Annotated in this window: 21 protein-coding genes; all 21 read right to left on the bottom strand. The window is 35.1% G+C overall.

Annotated features, from left to right (window positions below; genetic code table 11):
* Positions 1-184: 184 nt before the first annotated feature.
* Positions 185-1,282 carry a histidinol-phosphate transaminase gene (gene hisC / locus AB1349_08990; GenBank protein MEW6557475.1) on the bottom strand — a complete coding sequence of 366 codons (1,098 nt, stop codon included), beginning with the start codon at positions 1,280-1,282 and terminating at the stop codon, positions 185-187.
* On the bottom strand, positions 1,275-1,673 hold the full coding sequence (locus AB1349_08995) for a response regulator (GenBank protein MEW6557476.1): 399 nt from the start codon (positions 1,671-1,673) through the stop codon (positions 1,275-1,277). The genes hisC and AB1349_08995 overlap by 8 nt, the downstream gene beginning before the upstream one ends.
* A gap of 97 nt (positions 1,674-1,770) precedes the next feature.
* Positions 1,771-2,727 (bottom strand): hypothetical protein, encoded by a 957-nt coding sequence (locus AB1349_09000; protein ID MEW6557477.1) that lies wholly within the window; start codon positions 2,725-2,727, stop codon positions 1,771-1,773.
* Positions 2,728-2,731: 4 nt separating this feature from the next.
* The gene (locus AB1349_09005) at positions 2,732-3,469 is read right to left on the bottom strand and encodes a hypothetical protein (GenBank protein MEW6557478.1); all 738 of its coding nucleotides are present in this window, start codon (positions 3,467-3,469) and stop codon (positions 2,732-2,734) included.
* Between the two features lie 191 nt (positions 3,470-3,660).
* Entirely contained in the window at positions 3,661-4,392 is a 732-nt protein-coding gene (locus tag AB1349_09010) for a M48 family metallopeptidase (protein MEW6557479.1), read from the bottom strand.
* A gap of 1 nt (position 4,393) precedes the next feature.
* Positions 4,394-4,606: a hypothetical protein gene (locus AB1349_09015; protein MEW6557480.1), complete on the bottom strand. Its 213-nt coding sequence runs from the start codon at positions 4,604-4,606 to the stop codon at positions 4,394-4,396.
* Positions 4,607-4,785: 179 nt separating this feature from the next.
* Complete coding sequence (gene pheA / locus AB1349_09020; GenBank protein MEW6557481.1) at positions 4,786-5,847, bottom strand: prephenate dehydratase; 1,062 nt, start codon at positions 5,845-5,847, stop codon at positions 4,786-4,788.
* Positions 5,844-6,467, bottom strand: coding sequence for a polyphenol oxidase family protein (locus tag AB1349_09025; protein ID MEW6557482.1), 624 nt, complete (start codon positions 6,465-6,467; stop codon positions 5,844-5,846). Before AB1349_09025 ends, pheA begins: the two co-directional genes overlap by 4 nt.
* A gap of 44 nt (positions 6,468-6,511) precedes the next feature.
* Positions 6,512-7,603 (bottom strand): PilT/PilU family type 4a pilus ATPase, encoded by a 1,092-nt coding sequence (locus AB1349_09030; GenBank protein ID MEW6557483.1) that lies wholly within the window; start codon positions 7,601-7,603, stop codon positions 6,512-6,514.
* Positions 7,604-7,762: 159 nt separating this feature from the next.
* Positions 7,763-8,845: a cell division protein FtsZ gene (gene ftsZ, locus AB1349_09035; protein ID MEW6557484.1), complete on the bottom strand. Its 1,083-nt coding sequence runs from the start codon at positions 8,843-8,845 to the stop codon at positions 7,763-7,765.
* A gap of 104 nt (positions 8,846-8,949) precedes the next feature.
* Complete coding sequence (gene ftsA / locus AB1349_09040) at positions 8,950-10,188, bottom strand: cell division protein FtsA (GenBank protein MEW6557485.1); 1,239 nt, start codon at positions 10,186-10,188, stop codon at positions 8,950-8,952.
* A 101-nt stretch (positions 10,189-10,289) separates the two neighbouring features.
* Entirely contained in the window at positions 10,290-11,054 is a 765-nt protein-coding gene (locus tag AB1349_09045; protein ID MEW6557486.1) for an FtsQ-type POTRA domain-containing protein, read from the bottom strand.
* Positions 11,041-11,949 (bottom strand): D-alanine--D-alanine ligase, encoded by a 909-nt coding sequence (locus tag AB1349_09050; protein ID MEW6557487.1) that lies wholly within the window; start codon positions 11,947-11,949, stop codon positions 11,041-11,043. The genes AB1349_09045 and AB1349_09050 overlap by 14 nt, the downstream gene beginning before the upstream one ends.
* Positions 11,946-12,854 (bottom strand): UDP-N-acetylmuramate dehydrogenase, encoded by a 909-nt coding sequence (gene murB, locus AB1349_09055; protein ID MEW6557488.1) that lies wholly within the window; start codon positions 12,852-12,854, stop codon positions 11,946-11,948. Before murB ends, AB1349_09050 begins: the two co-directional genes overlap by 4 nt.
* On the bottom strand, positions 12,835-14,217 hold the full coding sequence (murC, locus tag AB1349_09060) for a UDP-N-acetylmuramate--L-alanine ligase (GenBank protein ID MEW6557489.1): 1,383 nt from the start codon (positions 14,215-14,217) through the stop codon (positions 12,835-12,837). The genes murB and murC overlap by 20 nt, the downstream gene beginning before the upstream one ends.
* A 9-nt stretch (positions 14,218-14,226) precedes the next feature.
* Positions 14,227-14,508 (bottom strand): metalloregulator ArsR/SmtB family transcription factor, encoded by a 282-nt coding sequence (locus AB1349_09065; GenBank protein MEW6557490.1) that lies wholly within the window; start codon positions 14,506-14,508, stop codon positions 14,227-14,229.
* Between the two features lie 23 nt (positions 14,509-14,531).
* A complete protein-coding gene (gene ispG / locus AB1349_09070; protein MEW6557491.1) occupies positions 14,532-15,611 on the bottom strand; it encodes a flavodoxin-dependent (E)-4-hydroxy-3-methylbut-2-enyl-diphosphate synthase in 1,080 nt (359 codons plus the stop codon).
* 98 nt (positions 15,612-15,709) lie between these two features.
* Positions 15,710-15,847 carry a hypothetical protein gene (locus AB1349_09075; protein MEW6557492.1) on the bottom strand — a complete coding sequence of 46 codons (138 nt, stop codon included), beginning with the start codon at positions 15,845-15,847 and terminating at the stop codon, positions 15,710-15,712.
* Positions 15,829-15,996: a hypothetical protein gene (locus AB1349_09080; protein MEW6557493.1), complete on the bottom strand. Its 168-nt coding sequence runs from the start codon at positions 15,994-15,996 to the stop codon at positions 15,829-15,831. Before AB1349_09080 ends, AB1349_09075 begins: the two co-directional genes overlap by 19 nt.
* Positions 15,977-16,135: a hypothetical protein gene (locus tag AB1349_09085; GenBank protein ID MEW6557494.1), complete on the bottom strand. Its 159-nt coding sequence runs from the start codon at positions 16,133-16,135 to the stop codon at positions 15,977-15,979. The genes AB1349_09080 and AB1349_09085 overlap by 20 nt, the downstream gene beginning before the upstream one ends.
* A 20-nt stretch (positions 16,136-16,155) precedes the next feature.
* Positions 16,156-16,662, bottom strand: a complete 507-nt coding sequence (locus AB1349_09090; GenBank protein MEW6557495.1) for a hypothetical protein — start codon at positions 16,660-16,662, stop codon at positions 16,156-16,158.
* Positions 16,663-16,763 lie beyond the last annotated feature (101 nt).

Below are 16,763 nucleotides of genomic sequence, written 5' to 3' on the forward strand. Positions count from 1 at the left end.
ATCCCAGCATCAGTTAGTTCGTTGCCTTATTAACTGTGGGATTTGGTGTTGGACTGGTCGCTACCCTTTATCCAGTTCGGACTTCCACCGACAAGAATTCAAGGAACTTTCTTGGCACACTCATTTTCTAACACTCCGATTTCAAAGGTGCATTCTATATGAAATTTACTTCCTCTCCATTACGTTATATGACATATTTTAATTCTTGAAGGAATTTTTTGTTTTCGGATGGGGTGCCGATTGTGACACGGATGAAATTCCTAAAACCGTATTCCTCCATCGCTCGGACAATAATTCCTCTTCTTAACAACTTTTCAAAGACAATCCTACCATCCTGTCTTACATCTAAAAGGACAAAATTGGCAACCGACGGGATATATCCTAATTTCATTTTTCCAAACTCGCTGCATAAAAATTTTCTCTGCTGTAGAATCAAACTCTTTGATTTTTTCAAGTGCTGTTTATCGTCTAATGCTGCAATGGCTCCATCCTGTGCAACTGAAGACACATTAAACGGTGGACGAATTCTCTCAATGTAAGAGATAATTTCTGATGGTCCAATACCATAACCGATTCTTAATCCCGCAAGCCCGTAGATTTTTGAGAATGTCCGAGTAAAAATGATATTCAAGCCCTGTTTAAAATAATCAATTCCTGACGGATAATCTTTTTTATCAACATATTCGGAATACGCCTCGTCAATGAAAGTTAAAAGTTGAGAGTTTAGAGTTGAGAGTTTAGAGAAGTAATTTTTAAATTCATCTTTTGTATTGTATGTGCCAGTTGGGTTATTCGGGTTAGCAATAAATACAATTTTGGTTTTTTCTGTGACAGCATTTGCCATCGCTTCTAAATCATGCTTGTAATCTTTCATTGGAATAGAAACAACCTTACAGCCCATCAAATCACCTGCCATTTTGTATCTGATAAAGGCATGTTCGGAGACAACAATTTCATCTTCTGGATTTAAGAATGTTTTTCCGACGAGTTCTATTATTTCATCTACACCACTTCCAAATACGATTTGATTTTTTGACACATCATAAATTTTTGCAATTTTTTTTCTTAAGTCAAAACAATATCCATCAGGATAAATGTTAATTTTGTTAAGCATTTTTTTTATTGCAGATACTGCTTTTGGAGAAGATCCTAACGGATTCTCATTGGATGCAAGTTTGACAACTTTTTTTAGTGCGAATTCTCGTTTGACATCATCAATCGGTTTACCGGGAATATACGGCTGAAAATCTAATATATTCTTCCTAACAAAATTCTTATCCATTTTTGTTGTCGTCCTTATTGGTACCAAATATTTTGTTCATTTTTGCTTTTAATTCTTCCCATGTATATGGTTTGCTCAGATAGTATTTAAGGTCTAACTGCGGAAATTCTTTTTCTATTTCCGCTCGGGGTTTTGCCGAATTAATGATTACCGGGATACCTCGTGTTAAAGCATTCATTTTTAATCTCTGCCAGACCGCGTAGCCACCACCGGCAGGCATCATAATATCCAAAATGATTAAGTCGGGCTGGATGGACTTTGCCAGCGTGAAACCCTGCAAGGCATCAGTAGCAACCAGTACCTGATATCCTTCACTTTTGAGATAATCTTCTAACATTGTCGCAATTTCAGGCGTATCTTCTACTACCAAAATTTTTTTCTGAGTTGCCATTCATCCTCCGTTTCTTGGTACGAACATTTGTTCGCAACCGAACAAATGTTCGGGAACTATTTTAATACCATATTTACGATGCGGTCTTAAATAACATTCAAAGTGATGCAAGATAACTTTTGTAAGTTGGAAAATATTCTCTAAAAAAGTCTTCTAATTTTTCAGAGGAAAATAAATTATCATATATTTTACTAATTGCTAAATGTCCTATTGTGCCTACAAGCAATCCAATGGGGACTGGTCCTGGAACAAATTGTGACAAAGCAAAAAAAGGGACAAATGAAATGCTTCCTTTTAAAGTACCAGACAAATATTTAATAGGATCTTTTAGCATTCCTTTTGAAATCAGAATTGGAACTAACATTCCTAATAAAGGATTTCCAGCATAACCTGCAAGAACCAAAAATTTTCCAGTATATTCACCAAGTTTTTTTGTTTCTATTCTGTTCCAATTCTGTAGAAGTCCTATTGAGATAATAGCAAAACTTGCAATTTCAGGAGTATTAATGTTCAAAAGGTCATTAATAAACCTTTTCTCTAAACCCAAATTTAGCAAATAATCCTTTGTAGATTGAAACATTACAGGCGACAAAACCGGATTTATTTCTGACGGTGTCCCTGTATCACGAATAAAATGTTCAATCGCATTTAGAGTTACTACAAAATCAGAGTCATCAGAACTTGCCTCTCTTGCTGCTTTTATTGCTCCCCAGATTGTATGGTTACCATCAAGATTATGATGTAATTGTGATCCACCTATGTGGGTTTTTAGATAGGCGCTGTCAATTGCTCTGTCATAAATATCAAAATTCTTATTAAAATGTGCTGCTAAAAATCTACTTAAATCCTTTTCAAAATCCGGTTCAGATAGCATTAAGGATAAAACATCCTTTGATTTTCCGAATAATTTCTCATATTCATTCTCCTGTTTTACGAGTTGCCAATATTCGTTGTCAGTGTCAAGTAATTTTTCGTATTTGCCGCTGTCTTTCAGCAAACGTTCATACTCGTTAGCAGAAATGAGTAACTTCTCATATTCAGATTCCCAATCCATCTTTTTAATCCTTTAATGCCTCATCAACAGCATTTGTCAGTGCCAAATATAGTTCCTGAACAAATTTATTGGAACCTCTTTTAAGTTCATTACTGACTTTACTTTTGAGAAACTTCTTAAAAACAGGTGGGAATGGCACTTTATGTAATCCAGCATTTAGCAATTCATCAACTGTTGATTTTCCTACGAAATATGCCAATGCTAAAGCAACCACACCTATTACCACTCCTACGGGGCCACTTGATATCAATGCTATGCCAGAGCCACCAGCAATAATACTGCCAATACATGTGCTTACCGCCCCAATAATTAGGGATATTAATCCAGTAAGTTGGGAGGAAACCTTCTTAGTATCTATTGTTTGGTCGGGAAAACCAAATTCTTCAACTTTGAAAGATTCTTCTAAATCAGCAAAAGATAATTCAATTTTTTTCTGCCAATAAGGAATCCGTTCTTCAACATTTTTTTTAACTGTATTACTTAATTCTTCTAAAGTTGCCCAACCATCAAACCAACTAATTACCGTAGAGACAATAATATTGTCATAAATATCCACTTTCATTTCATCAATTAATTTCTCAACTAATTTATGAGACTTTCTCCTTAATTCTTTTTTTAGTTCTGACATACTTGTAATTTTTTTCTCTCGAGCAGCAGTTTTTTTTCGTGTAATAACATAATAAATAAGCAAAATACAAACCAACGCAATCAACGACAAACTAACAACTAGCAAAATATCCATGGTAACCTCCCTGATATTAATTTAGGTCTAAATTTTCATCAATTTAATTAAACCCAAAATTGTTTCTATTCAGTGAATTTTATTTTTACTGATGTTTCTCTTTTGCCCTCTTGCCTATATTTACCTGCAAGGATATTTTTATATGCCATGCTATTAGCCCATTCAGAGAGTAACTTTGCTCGAAAAACTGGTCATGGGTGGGTTCTCCAAATTACAAGCCCAAATTTATATATTTTATCTAATACATCTTTATCTAATGAAAAAGAATTTGCTTGTTTCATGAATTCTTCTTTATTCAACTGAGATTCAAGTTTTTTAGAACCGCCTGCCAATTTCATTTCCACATTGATACAAACATCTAAATTCTGAGTTACCAATAGTCTTGTTCTATCAGCGCTAAATTCGGATTTCCTACCCCAATCCAAAAGAGCAAGTTTAAGTGGTAATAATGGAACGGTAGCCAACCCAACTATTGTCATTTCTAACGATTCAGTAAGAATCTGCAACACCGATTGATACAATACATGCTGACACTTTATATGACCTAATTCATGCCCAATAACTGCTAATAATTCGTCATCTTCAAGAAGTTCAACTAATCCTGATGTTATTACAATAAATGGCTTATTAACACCATAAGTGTAAGCATTTGGTTCAGGGTTCATATCAATATATAACTCTGGTTCCGATATATCTAATATTTCGCATCCTTGCTGCAGCATTTTATAAATTTTTGGATATTGTAAGGGTGTAATCTTTAAGTTGTCAGCCATGTTCTCAATATAATAAACTCTTTCTAAACCAAGTTCAAATATTTTTTGGGTTACAGTTCTAAGAAATGGAATTTTTTTCACTTTTTCAAGAGCGTCTTTATCTAAAAGATGAATAAATTCATCAGCACTGATTTTTGGAAATGTTTTCATTTTATTCTGGATGTTCTTTAACTTTGTTTGGTGTTTTTGGTTTAATCTCGTAACCGTGAATCTTAATTTTGATTCTATACTTTTTAATGGTTTCTGTTCTAGTATTTTGAAAACAACCATAAGGTTTTATTTCTCCTTTAAATTTGCATCTACCTATTGTGATCTCAATTCTTTCCCTATCGCTAAACTTAATTTTACGATTTTGATTTTTCATGTTTCCCTCCATCCTTCGTTAAATATATTGAGATTGCCACGGCTATGCCTCGCAATAACACCAGCAGGGGCAAGTTCTGCGACTACAATTATTAGCAGAGTTTTGTTCTGTGCAACGACACGGTCGTTGCACTCCATATTAACTTAAGGCGAATACAATTCGCCCGTTACATTTTCTATTCACTCACCTGTGGGGTAGGAGCCGAGAAGTTTTAAGAGTGTACAATTTTTTTCAAGTTCTGCTAATGCTCTTTTTACATTTTTGTCGTCTATATGCCCTACGAAGTCAACAAAAAAGAGATACTCCCATGCTTTTCTTTTTGTAGGGCGGGATTCAATTTTTGTTAGATTCAGCCTATACTTTTTGAATGGCACCAGCATATCGTGTAGTGCACCAATTCTATCTTTTACTGAAAACATTATTGATGTTTTATCATTTTTTGATGCAGGCGGACTTTTTTTGCCTATAACCAAAAACCTTGTAAAATTATCCTTAAAATCTTCTATACCTCTGGCGAGAATATTAAGTTCGTATATTTCACTGGCAACAGTTGAAGCGATTGCAGCGGTTTTTCTTTCTCTTTTAGCAAGCCGTGCTGCGTCAGAAGTTGAGGCAACTTCTATAATTTTGATACTTTCAAGATTCTTTTCAATCCAATTTCTTGTCTGTGCGATCGCCTGAGGATGCGAATATACTTTTTTTACTTTCTTGACGGCAGATTCCTGTGATAACAGGCAATGTGAAATTTCTAAAAATATCTCAGATGCAATTTTCAAGTCGGACTCTATGAACATATCAAGCGTATGATTAACAACTCCTTCAGTAGAATTTTCTATTGGCACAACTCCGTAGTCGGCGCGATTTTTTTCTATTTCTACAAAAACATCTTTGATTGATTCAACAGGTATGTAATCAACATATTTACCGAAAATTTTTATCGCAGCAAGATGTGTAAAGGTCGCTTCAGGACCCAGATACGAAATTTTCAATTTTTTCTGGATTGAGCGTGAAACATTTAATATCTCTTGAAATATATCAGATAGACACTCGTCGGGCAGAGGGCCTTTATTCTGTTTTACCAGATTTGTCACAACCTCTTTCTCTCTTACAGGCGAAAAAATATCCTCTTGTTTCTGTGATTTTATCTTTCCAATCTTAATTGCTAATTTTATTCTCTCATTCAAAAGTTTAAGAATTTTTTTGTCCACTCTGTCAATTTTTTGTCTAATTTCTAGAATCATTTTCCCTCCATCATCATTAATGACATCATTCTTTTATCAGTTTTATTTTTTCTGTATGAAAAGAATTTTCTGTCGTGTGTACAGACAACCACATTACTGATTTTTTTTACACCGCTCTTACGAATCTGATTTATAGCAATACTATCAAGGTCAACATCGTAACAGCATTTTTTTATATGTGGGCCTATTGCGACAAAAATACTGGCAGGCGTTGAGCCAAACTTTTCAACAAAAATTGTTATTGCTTTTTCAAGAATCAGTTTTTTAAGTCCAAGTCGTCCTGCATGAACCAACCCGATTACTTTTTTTACAGTATCGTAAATAAAAACAGGCAGACAATCCGCGGTAAAGACAGCAAGCGACAGATTTTTTCTGTTGGTTATGAAACCATCTGTAGCATAAAATTTTTTACCAATATCTTTCTTGGTAACAATTTCTATATTACAACTGTGGGTTTGGATGCCATAAATAACATTTTTTATAACAGGATATTTTTTTAGAAACTCTCGGCGATTTTTTTCGTTTTTCATATCGCCGTATAAAACGGTGGTTGTAAAATTTACTACACCACATTTTTCAAGTTCTTGTTCACGATATAAACCATCTTTTAACAGCCACATAAGTAACAACCACCACTAAAGTGGCGTAGAAACAGATTAGCAAGTCAAACAACTGCGCCGCTTTCAGACGAAATCCCGCGGATATTCATCATCAATTCTTCTGGATTGGTTGCTGCGGCGAGCACATCTTCTAACGAGACATCACCGGAATTATAAAGTTGCAACAATGATTGATTAAATGTCTGCATACCGTAATAGGCACCTTGTTGCATCGCTTGTAAAATATCACCTATTGTATTCTGTTCAATATATTTTTTAATAAGTGCGGTCACCACCAAAATTTCACAGGCAGGAATCCTGCCACCATTTGTTTTTGGCAGCAGCCGTTGAGAAATAACACCTCGCAGGGTATCTGCAAGTTGCAGCCGAATCTGGTTCTGATGATGTGGTGGAAATATATCTACAATTCTGGTAACTGTCTGGATTGCATCAATTGTATGGATTGTTGAGAGCACAAGATGACCTGTTTGTGCAGCAGTTAATGCAGCAGCCATTGTTTCAGTATCCCGCATCTCACCAATTAAAATCACATCAGGGTCCTGTCGGACGATATGTTTTAACGCATCAGAATATGAAACCGTGTCCATTCCAAGTTCCCGTTGGGATACTATTGAAACTTTATCTCTATGTAAAAACTCTATTGGGTCTTCAAGTGTTATGATGTGTGCTGTACGGGTTGAATTTATATGGTCAATCATAGAAGCCAGTGTGGTTGATTTCCCACAGCCAGTAGTTCCAGTAACAAGCACGAGTCCTCGCTGGTTTTCTGCAATTTTATTTATAACTGCTGGAAGACTAAGCGAACTAAATGGTGGAATTTCAGTCGGTACATGTCTCATTGCGATATTTATACTTCCACGCTGGCGATAGATATTGCCTCGGAATCTGCCGATTCCTGATGCAGAATATGACAAATCGCATTCTCCTTTTTGTGCAAAAATTTCGCGTTGTTTGGTATTCATAATTGATTGAGCAATTTTTTCCATCTGCTGTAATGAAAATACTTTATTTTCAACAGATTTCAGTTTGCCGTCTATTCTTAATACGCTTTTGGTTTCAGAACGTAGATGCAAATCAGATGCTTTTAATGAGACAACAAGTTTTAATAGTTCATTGAGTTCATCAAGTTCGTCCATATAATACTCCTCTGAACGGCAGGTAGGAAGGTAGAGAGGCAAGAAATTCTACGCTCTGATAAATCGGAGCGGTTCTAACCGAAACTAAAGTTTCGTAGAAGAATCAAGAGAAGCACTTTGTGAACTTTTTAACCTTTAACCCTTAACCTTTAACCTGCTTTATTTTAATATACTTTTTTTTCGCCGTTTAAATGCTGGTTTTTTTAACTCGGTAATATCCAACTCTTTTTCACTTACTCTCCCGCTTCTAACACCTCTGCTTTTTATCTGTTTTTTATCTGTAGGAAAGCCGGTTGCTATAACGGTAATTCTCAAACTGTTTTTCAGTTCATTATCGTATACCAGTCCATAAATATGTTTTGCATCCGGTGCTATTTCATTATAAATCATACTCATTGCAGTGTTGACTTCTTCCATTTTTAAGTCATTACTGTTACCGGTAATATTCACAAGTACGCCTTTGGCACCACTGATAGTTATATCTTCCAGCATAGGACTTGAGACAGCCATTTTTGTGGCTTGTTCTACACGGCTCTCGCCTGATGCCTCACCGAAACCTAACATTGCAACACCGGCATCTTTCATAATCGCTTTAACATCCTGGAAATCAACATTGATTATACCCTGTGATGTTATTATATCGGAAATTGATTGGACTGATTTTTTCAGCACCTCGTTAGATTTTTCAAACGATGGTGCGGCAAGCATATTTTCATCAATTATTGACGATATTTTATGGTTAGGAATTTCAATAAGGACATCGGTATATTTTCTTAATTCTTTTATACCTTCTTCAGCAATCGCCATTCTGAGTTTACCTTCCCACATAAACGGTTTTGTAACAACACCGACGGTAAGAACCTCCATTGCCTTTGATATTTTTGCTACAATTGGCGAACCACCTGTGCCGGTGCCTTTACCCATTCCGCAGGTTATGAAAAGCATATCCGTTCCTTTGAGAAGCTGCTCAATTGTATCTACACTTTCTTCCGTTGCCTGTCTGCCTATATCAGGATTTGCGCCAGAACCCTGTCCTTTTGTTAATTTTGGCCCGAGTTGAATTTTATATTCTGCTAATGACCTGTTGAGTGCGGCAGCGTCTGTATTAGCAGTAATAAAATTTATACCTTTTATATTTGATGAAACCATCAGGTTAACCGCATTACCGCCGGCACCGCCGATACCAATCACTTTTATATTTGCAGGTTTAACTTGGAAATCATCAACAATTTTTAGTTTCATTATTTCGTTTTGCTCTAACCCGAATTAAAACCGAATGTTAACCAAATGTAACCGAATTATTCGGTTGTATTCGGTGCCTCTATTCGGTGTTTTTATCCGTGCACTTAAATCACATTTTCAAGCAATCTTTTGAATTTTGTTAATAGACCAGGCTTTTTTAAAGGATATCTTGACGACCTTTCTAACTCTGAAAAATTGGCTTTTACAAGCCCTATTGCACAGGAAAGCGATGGGTCAGAAATACTTACACCGCCTTTCCCTTCAACAGAACTACGAACATACTGTGGGGTTGCTACTACTGTAGGTAATTGTAAAATTTCTTCGCACGCTTCTTTCATCCCTAAAAGCTGGCTACCACCACCTGTGATAATCGCACCGGCTGATATCATATCCTTGTATTGTGTTTTTGTAATCTCGTCATTAAGAATTGTTAAAATATCTTCTACTCGTGATTTTATTATATTACAGAGTTGTTGCCGTGTAATTATTTTTTGTGACCTGCCTTCAATTGTCAGATGTGTTATTTCCTCTTTAGGGTCAATCAGTGCGCTGATTGTTGAACCGTATTTTTCTTTTAACTCCCGCGCAATAGCAAAAGATGTTCTTAACCCATGAGTAATATCACTGGTAATATCATCACCACCGAGCGGAATTTCTTTAATATATCTGATTGATTTATCACAATAGATTGCTATATCCGTTGTCTGTGCACCCATATCAATCAGCACACAGCCAATTTTTTTTTCTTCCGGCGAGACGGTAACTTCTCCAGCAGCAAGTATGCTTGATATAAACTCTTTACAAACAAAACCAGCATTGTTGATACTTTTCTGCAAATTATTCAGATAAGATGAAATACCCGTTATTATATGAACATTAACAGACAGGTGACATCCTTCCAAGCCAACCGGGTCTTCTATACCACTCTGTCCATCAATACTGAACTCCTGCGGGATTGTATGGATTATTTCTCTATCAGCCGGCAGCCGTATCGCTTTTGCAGATGACATAATTTGTACAATATCATCATGGATAATCTCCTTATCGGTTCTTACAACATTTATCGCTGTTGTGTGGTTTATTGATTCTATATGCTGTCCTTTTATTCCTACAATAAGTTCATCTACCCTTTCATCCGCCAGTTCTTCTGCGGCATCTACCGCTAAATCAATCGCTTTTACTGTTTCTCTAATGCTAACAACAGAGCCATTTTTTAACCCTTTACAAGGTGCAACACCAATACCGATAATTTCAGGCAAATCCGATTCGTTTTTTTTGGCAATTACACAAGCTACTTTAGACGACCCAACATCAAGTCCAGCAACAATTTTCTCTCTTGACATTTAATACCAGTGAGAAAGTGGTTAAGTGGTTAAGTAGTTTAGTGGTCAGTTTACACTATCACCAATTACTAATCACTAATCACTGTCGTTACCACTGCCTCCTATTTTGCCTTTATGATAATTTCTTTGTTTTCATCTGTAAAATCTCGCATGTTTATGTACTGTGCTTTTTTGCCTTCTATTTCTAAATTAGTAAAAACCTTCTCAAGATAATTAATTTTATTTTCGCTGTTTTCAGAAGAGCCAATACAAACCTTACAACCATTATTCATAAAAAATACTATATCGTCAACTGATGTTGCTGTAACCGCCGTTATGTTCTTATATACTGGTAATTCCCGAATATTTTTAAGAAATTTCAGACAGACGGATTTGTATTCCAGTGTTAAATTTTCAGAAATTCGCGGCAGTTGTCTATAACTCTTAGGCACCACAAAAACATTCAGATGCTCATCAATTCCAATTCTATTGTTAGAGACTGCTATTTCTGCAAGTGGTATTTTTTCTTCAATTTTAGAAATTATTTTGTTTGGTAACCGTCTTTTTATATAAACTTTTTTTAATGCTGGAAATTTTTCTGTCAGTTGTGTTTCTGTTTTTTTCAGATTTAGCCGAAAAATATTTTTCCTACAGAAATCTAAACAATCTAAAATTGCGGTCTGAGATACAAGCGTATTGCCTGATACATCTATTGATTTTACATTAAAAATTGGAGATGTCAATAGAAATCTTGATATTTTATTAACGGCAAAACCTAATACGACAAGTAAAATCAGTAATGCTGTTATTTTGAATAATAATGCTTTTCGCTTTCTGTTTCGCTCAATTCTGGTTTTAAGCCGTAATCGGACTTTATGTTTTTTCATCTAATGAAAACCATATAATTTTTTTTAACATTTCGCTAAAAGATAATCCATCAAATCTTGCTGCCTCTGGAAAAAGTGATGTCTTCGTCATTCCGGGAATAGTGTTAACTTCCAGAACATAAATTTTATTTTTTTTGTCAACAATCATATCCACACGAGACATAGCACAACAACCAAGCGATTTATGTGCTAAAAGTCCGAGTTTTTTTGCCTTTTCAATAATTTTTCCAGGTAGCCGTGGTGGAATTATATGTTTTGAACCACCATTCGCATATTTAGAATAGAAATCATAGAACTCATTTTTAGGAATAATTTCTATTGGTGTAAGAGGCTTGTCGCCTAAAATAGGAACCGTTATTTCTTTGCCATCAATATATTCTTCAACGATTGCTTTGTCGTCGTATTTCAATGCAGTTTTTATTGCTCTTTTCAGTTGTGATTTTTTCCTGACAATTGTAACGCCTATTGCCGAACCTTGATGTGCAGGCTTAATAACCACAGGTAATTTGGAATTTGGAATTTGGGATTTGGAATTTGGAATTACTTGCCATTTTGGAGTTGGGATATTTTCAAACTCAAAAATTCTTTTTGTATAAATTTTGTTCATTGCTATCGCGGATGCCAAAACTCCTGACCCGCTATATGGAATACCCAAAACTTCTAAAAGCCCTTGCATTGTGCCGTCCTCACCAAGTGGACCATGAAGCGCAATAAATGCAAAATCTATTTTTGAAGCCATCAATTTTTTTATAAAATACTTTTTGCCTGAGTCAATAAGCACAACATTGAATTTTTCTTTTTTCAAAGCATCAGCAATAGCAGAACCTGTTTTCAGTGAAATTTCTCTTTCACTTGATTTCCCGCCATAGATAACGCCGATTTTTTTTATATTCATTTCCCAAGGATTTTTATTTCTAACTTTAAATTTTTGTTGAATTTTTCTCTGACTTTTTTTTGGATTTTTTTTATCAGTTTAAGCACATCATTAGCGGTTGCATTCCCTGTATTGTTTATGAAATTGGCATGCAGTTTTGAAACGACAGCACCCCCAACAGATCTGCCTTTCAATCCTGCCTTGTCTATCAATCTACCTGCAAAATCACCTGGCGGATTTTTGAAAATACAGCCTGCGTTATTAAAAAAACCAAAAGGTTGAGTTTTTGCACGAAGTAGCATCAATTCATTCAATTTTTTTATTATATCATTTTTAGGTTTTTTCTTCAATAAAAACTCAGCAGAGATTATTATATCTTCTGACGGAATATTAGAACTTCTATAAGAGAACTTCAACGATTTTTTTCCGATTTTTTTTATCTCGACTTTTTCATTCATAACTGTTACAGATTTTATCAAAAACCCGATACTATTATCTTTTGCCCCCGCATTCATAATAACTGCGCCGCCGATTGTTCCCGGAATACCGACAAGAAACTCCATCCCGCTTAAACCGTTTTCAGCACATTTTTTTACAAAAAGCTGCAACGAACAGCCACCGCCGGCAGTAACACTTTTTTTTTGCAGATTAAAATCCAAACTACTTAACTCGCCCATCAATCTGATAACCACGCCCTTTATTCTCTTATCTTTAACGAGGATGTTTGAACCGAAACCAATTACAAGATATGGAATTTTTTTATTTTTACAGTATCTTACAAGTTTTTGTAATTCATCAATTGTTTTTGTTTCAACATAAAAATTACAGGGTCCACCGATACGGAATGTAGTATGCTTACTCAATGGCTCATTTTCAAGCACCTTGCCACTTACAATTTTTGATATTTCAGAACGGTTTATTTTCATTAAGCACCTTTAGAATTTCGTCCGTTTTTTTCCAGACATCACCAGCACCGAGTGTAATTACTATATCGCCATTTTTTATTTCGCCTGAAATTGTGTTGATATCGGTAAATTTTGCGGTGTCTTTTGTTTCATTTTTTTTTATAGAATTAATAATTGTCTGTGCAGAAATTCCCGGAACTGGTTTCTCGCTTGCAGCATAAATATCCAAAATTCTTATTACATCCGCATCAGTGAATGCACTGCCGAACTGGTCTTTTAATAATTGTGTTCTTGTGAACCTGTGGGGCTGAAATAATACAAATAATCTGTTTTGTGGATAAATCGATTTTATTGCAGAAAGTGTTGCTTTAATTTCCGTTGGATGATGTCCGTAATCGTCTATGAAAATAACATTTTTGTACTGACCCTTTTTTTCAAGACGACGGCTTACACCGTTGAAATCAAGTAATGCTTTGGCAATTTTAGAGAATTCAATTCCCAATTCCCAACCGCATACGATACTTGACAGCGCATTGAGAACATTATGCAGTCCTGGTATTTTTAATTCTATATTTCCTAAAAATTTACCGCGCTCTAAAACTTCAAATTTACTACCGGTCTGTGTTGCCTTAACATTTGCTGCTTTAAAATCTGCAGTATCATTGAACCCGTAAGTGTAGTATTTTCTTGTAATTTTAGGAATTATACTATTCAGATTTTCATCATCATTACATAAAATCGCACAACCATAGAACGGAATTTTATTTATAAATTCAATAAACGAACTTTTGATATTTTCAAGAGTTCCGTAATAGTCAAGATGGTCGTTATCAATGTTTGTAACAATTGCGAAAGTTGGAAAAAGTTTTAAGAACGAGCCATCGGATTCGTCTGCTTCAGCAACGAGATATTCGCCTTTTCCAAGTTTTGCACCGGTACCAAAATTGTTAAATCTACCGCCAATAACAACCGTAGGGTCAAAATTATTATCCGCCAGAATCAAAGAGACCATAGAAGTCGTAGTTGTTTTCCCATGACAGCCGGCAATCGCGATAGAGTATTTCATTCGCATAAGTTCCGCAAGCATCTCCGCACGTGGAATGACGGGAATTTTTTGCAAGAGTGCTGATATTACTTCTGGATTATCTTTTGTAACCGCTGTTGAAGTAACTACAACGTCTATTTGTGAATTTTTAACATTTTCCGTTTTGTGTCCGATACAAATTTTCGCACCAAGTTTCTGAAGCCGTCTCGTAACATCCGTTTCTTTCAAATCAGACCCGCTGATATAGAATCCAAGATTAAGAAGCACCTCCGCGATACCGGACATTCCGCTACCGCCGATACCTATGAAATGGATATTTTTAAATTTTTTTCTGAACATTTTACTCTCTTACTCTTGAAAATTTCGCTTGATAAACCTGATTATCCTTAATACAATCTGATTATTACTATGTCTGTAAAAAATATTTCTACTAACCCTTTTATCAATAACAAGGCCTGCTGCTTTCAATTTTAGAAGATGCCGTGAGACCGTTAAAAAAGGCATTTTGAGTTCTTTGGAAATATCTGAAACGGTTAATTCTCCAACATCAAAAAGGAATAAGAGAATTTTTATTCTTTTTGAATTACTCAACGCTTTAAAAAGTTTTGTTGAATAAATTTTTATTTTCATTGTTTTATATTATCACATTGTCGCTAATATGAAACTATCTTTTTCACCTCCTTTTGTAATTCTTTAATCCATCTTTCTTGCTGGATTTTTTTTATAGGTTTTCCTTTTTTGAAAAACAACCCCCAACCCTTTCCACCGGCAATTCCTATATCGGCATCCTTCGCTTCACCAGGACCGTTGACAACACAACCCATGACGGCAACTTTCAGTTGCCGAGTTGAGAGTTGAGAGTTGAGAGTTGAGAGTTTTTTTTCTAATTGATGAACTGTTTTTATCAAATCGGTTTCGCAGCGACCACAGGCAGGGCAGGAGATGATTTCAATCCCTCGTTTTCTTAAACCGAGTGCCTTTAATATCTCCCAACCAGCTTTTATTTCTTCTTCAGGTTTTGCTGTTAATGAAACGCGGATTGTATCGCCAATACCCTGATTCAGCAAAATCCCGAAAGCAGTTGCTGATTTTACAACCCCGGAAAATTCTGTTCCTGCTTCTGTAATCCCGAGATGTATTGGATAATTTCTTTTTTTTGTAAAGAGTTGATTTGCCAGAATTGTTGTTGGTACATCGTTTGCTTTCAATGAAACCACTATGTTTCCAAAATTCATATCTTCTAAAACTCTTACATTCTCCATCAGTTCTTTTACCATTTGTGTTGCTTTTTGTGCTGATGACATTTTTAGCCAGTGGTTTGACTGTTTCAAAATTTTTAGTGAGCCAGCATTTACGCCGACACGGATAGGAATTTCTCTTTTTTTTGCAGCGAGAACAATTTTTTCTATATTTTCTTTTGAACCGATATTGCCGGGATTTATTCTTATCTTATCAACACCTTGTTTTATCGACTCAACTGCAATTTGCCAGTTGAAATGTATATCTGCCACTAATGGAATTTTTATATTCTTTTTGATTTTGGAAAGAACCTTTGCTGATTCTATATCAGGCACTGCAACACGAATAATCTCACAACCAATATTTTCTAATTTTTTTATTTGGTCAACTGTGCTTCGCCAATCAATAGTTTTAGTTTTTGTCATTGACTGGACTCGTACCGGCTCACCACCACCGATAAAAATATTTCCAATTCTAATTTTTTTTGTTTTCATTTTTTACAAAAAGCTCCAAAAAAGAGTAACGGTATTATGGCATTTATGCCACAGTCCCAGACGAAAAATCTCTGTTTCCATAACCGATTGATGTGTACTTATGTCCATTTATCAAGGAATTCAAGCGGTCCATTGTAATAAAGTGTAGGGTCAGGTTCACCTGCCCATTTATTCAATCGCTCTTTCAATTTTTTAGGATAATTTTTATCCTTCGGTGTTAATATTTTATGTTCCATAGTTTTGGGACCTCTGAATTTATCTCGTTTTCTATATTAAAGATTGCTTCGTCGCTTCGCTCCTCGCAATGACGCGAGAGGTGAATTTTTACTCTATTATGTGCTTCTTCTGAAAGTTCTGCAGGTTTTTTATGAATTTTGTATTTCATCCAAAAATTCTTTTAATAACAAAACGCTGAAACAAAATTCGTCGTCTTTGATTTTATAAATTACTTTTGCCATTCTGTTAGTTTTACCAAGCCAAGCGACACCATCAATAATTGCTATTTTTCTTACATTTTTAGGCACTGAAGATTCTCTGATCAATCTTATATTGCCTCATAAAATTGATTATATTGTGTCCCACCAAAATCAGTTATAAATTTCGCATTACCAATTAAATAATTATTTTTAACCCTTGCCACAAAATCTAATCCTTTGCTTAATCTCCCAAATTTGCATTTTAATTCTTGCTCTGCAAATTCTTTTAGAACAGCATCACTGCCTCTCAAAAATACAATGTTACTGCTTTTTTTAATGTCTCTTGGATTAGCAAAAGGGAAATTTTTTAATAGCCAATTCCTAAACATCGGACCCATCTTTCGGCTTGCTTTTTTGGGAGCTTCCAGTTTTTGTTTTAAGTCATTATATTTTATCTTAAACAAAACCTTGCATATCTCTTCGGTTGTTTTTGGATTATTTTTGATAGCATCGTCGGAATAGGAAAGAAAACTAATATATGGATGGTCAATAGGAAATTTAAAACCTTTCTTTTTTAAGCGAACTAATTCTTTTAAGAATTCACCTGATTTTCGACCTGAAAAACGGCTATAAATTTATATTTTACCGATAATAAAATGCCCTTGACACAACCGTATAAAAATGATACACTTATGACAAATGCCAAAAGGCTTACAAAAAATACATTTTATATTCG

This window comes from Elusimicrobiota bacterium, from assembly GCA_040757695.1.
In the GTDB taxonomy this organism is placed as follows: Bacteria; Elusimicrobiota; UBA8919; order UBA8919; family UBA8919; genus JBFLWK01.

What these genes read in the sequence shown, in the direction of transcription:
- hisC (MEW6557475.1), bottom strand. Translation starts at nt 1,282, where the DNA reads ATGGATAAGAATTTTGTTAGGAAGAATATATTAGATTTTCAGCCGTAT.
- AB1349_08995 (MEW6557476.1), bottom strand. Translation starts at nt 1,673, where the DNA reads ATGGCAACTCAGAAAAAAATTTTGGTAGTAGAAGATACGCCTGAAATT.
- AB1349_09000 (MEW6557477.1), bottom strand. Translation starts at nt 2,727, where the DNA reads ATGGATTGGGAATCTGAATATGAGAAGTTACTCATTTCTGCTAACGAG.
- AB1349_09005 (MEW6557478.1), bottom strand. Translation starts at nt 3,469, where the DNA reads ATGGATATTTTGCTAGTTGTTAGTTTGTCGTTGATTGCGTTGGTTTGT.
- AB1349_09010 (MEW6557479.1), bottom strand. Translation starts at nt 4,392, where the DNA reads ATGAAAACATTTCCAAAAATCAGTGCTGATGAATTTATTCATCTTTTA.
- AB1349_09015 (MEW6557480.1), bottom strand. Translation starts at nt 4,606, where the DNA reads ATGAAAAATCAAAATCGTAAAATTAAGTTTAGCGATAGGGAAAGAATT.
- pheA (MEW6557481.1), bottom strand. Translation starts at nt 5,847, where the DNA reads ATGATTCTAGAAATTAGACAAAAAATTGACAGAGTGGACAAAAAAATT.
- AB1349_09025 (MEW6557482.1), bottom strand. Translation starts at nt 6,467, where the DNA reads ATGTGGCTGTTAAAAGATGGTTTATATCGTGAACAAGAACTTGAAAAA.
- AB1349_09030 (MEW6557483.1), bottom strand. Translation starts at nt 7,603, where the DNA reads ATGGACGAACTTGATGAACTCAATGAACTATTAAAACTTGTTGTCTCA.
- ftsZ (MEW6557484.1), bottom strand. Translation starts at nt 8,845, where the DNA reads ATGAAACTAAAAATTGTTGATGATTTCCAAGTTAAACCTGCAAATATA.
- ftsA (MEW6557485.1), bottom strand. Translation starts at nt 10,188, where the DNA reads ATGTCAAGAGAGAAAATTGTTGCTGGACTTGATGTTGGGTCGTCTAAA.
- AB1349_09045 (MEW6557486.1), bottom strand. Translation starts at nt 11,054, where the DNA reads ATGAAAAAACATAAAGTCCGATTACGGCTTAAAACCAGAATTGAGCGA.
- AB1349_09050 (MEW6557487.1), bottom strand. Translation starts at nt 11,949, where the DNA reads ATGAATATAAAAAAAATCGGCGTTATCTATGGCGGGAAATCAAGTGAA.
- murB (MEW6557488.1), bottom strand. Translation starts at nt 12,854, where the DNA reads ATGAAAATAAACCGTTCTGAAATATCAAAAATTGTAAGTGGCAAGGTG.
- murC (MEW6557489.1), bottom strand. Translation starts at nt 14,217, where the DNA reads ATGTTCAGAAAAAAATTTAAAAATATCCATTTCATAGGTATCGGCGGT.
- AB1349_09065 (MEW6557490.1), bottom strand. Translation starts at nt 14,508, where the DNA reads ATGAAAATAAAAATTTATTCAACAAAACTTTTTAAAGCGTTGAGTAAT.
- ispG (MEW6557491.1), bottom strand. Translation starts at nt 15,611, where the DNA reads ATGAAAACAAAAAAAATTAGAATTGGAAATATTTTTATCGGTGGTGGT.
- AB1349_09075 (MEW6557492.1), bottom strand. Translation starts at nt 15,847, where the DNA reads ATGGAACATAAAATATTAACACCGAAGGATAAAAATTATCCTAAAAAA.
- AB1349_09080 (MEW6557493.1), bottom strand. Translation starts at nt 15,996, where the DNA reads ATGAAATACAAAATTCATAAAAAACCTGCAGAACTTTCAGAAGAAGCA.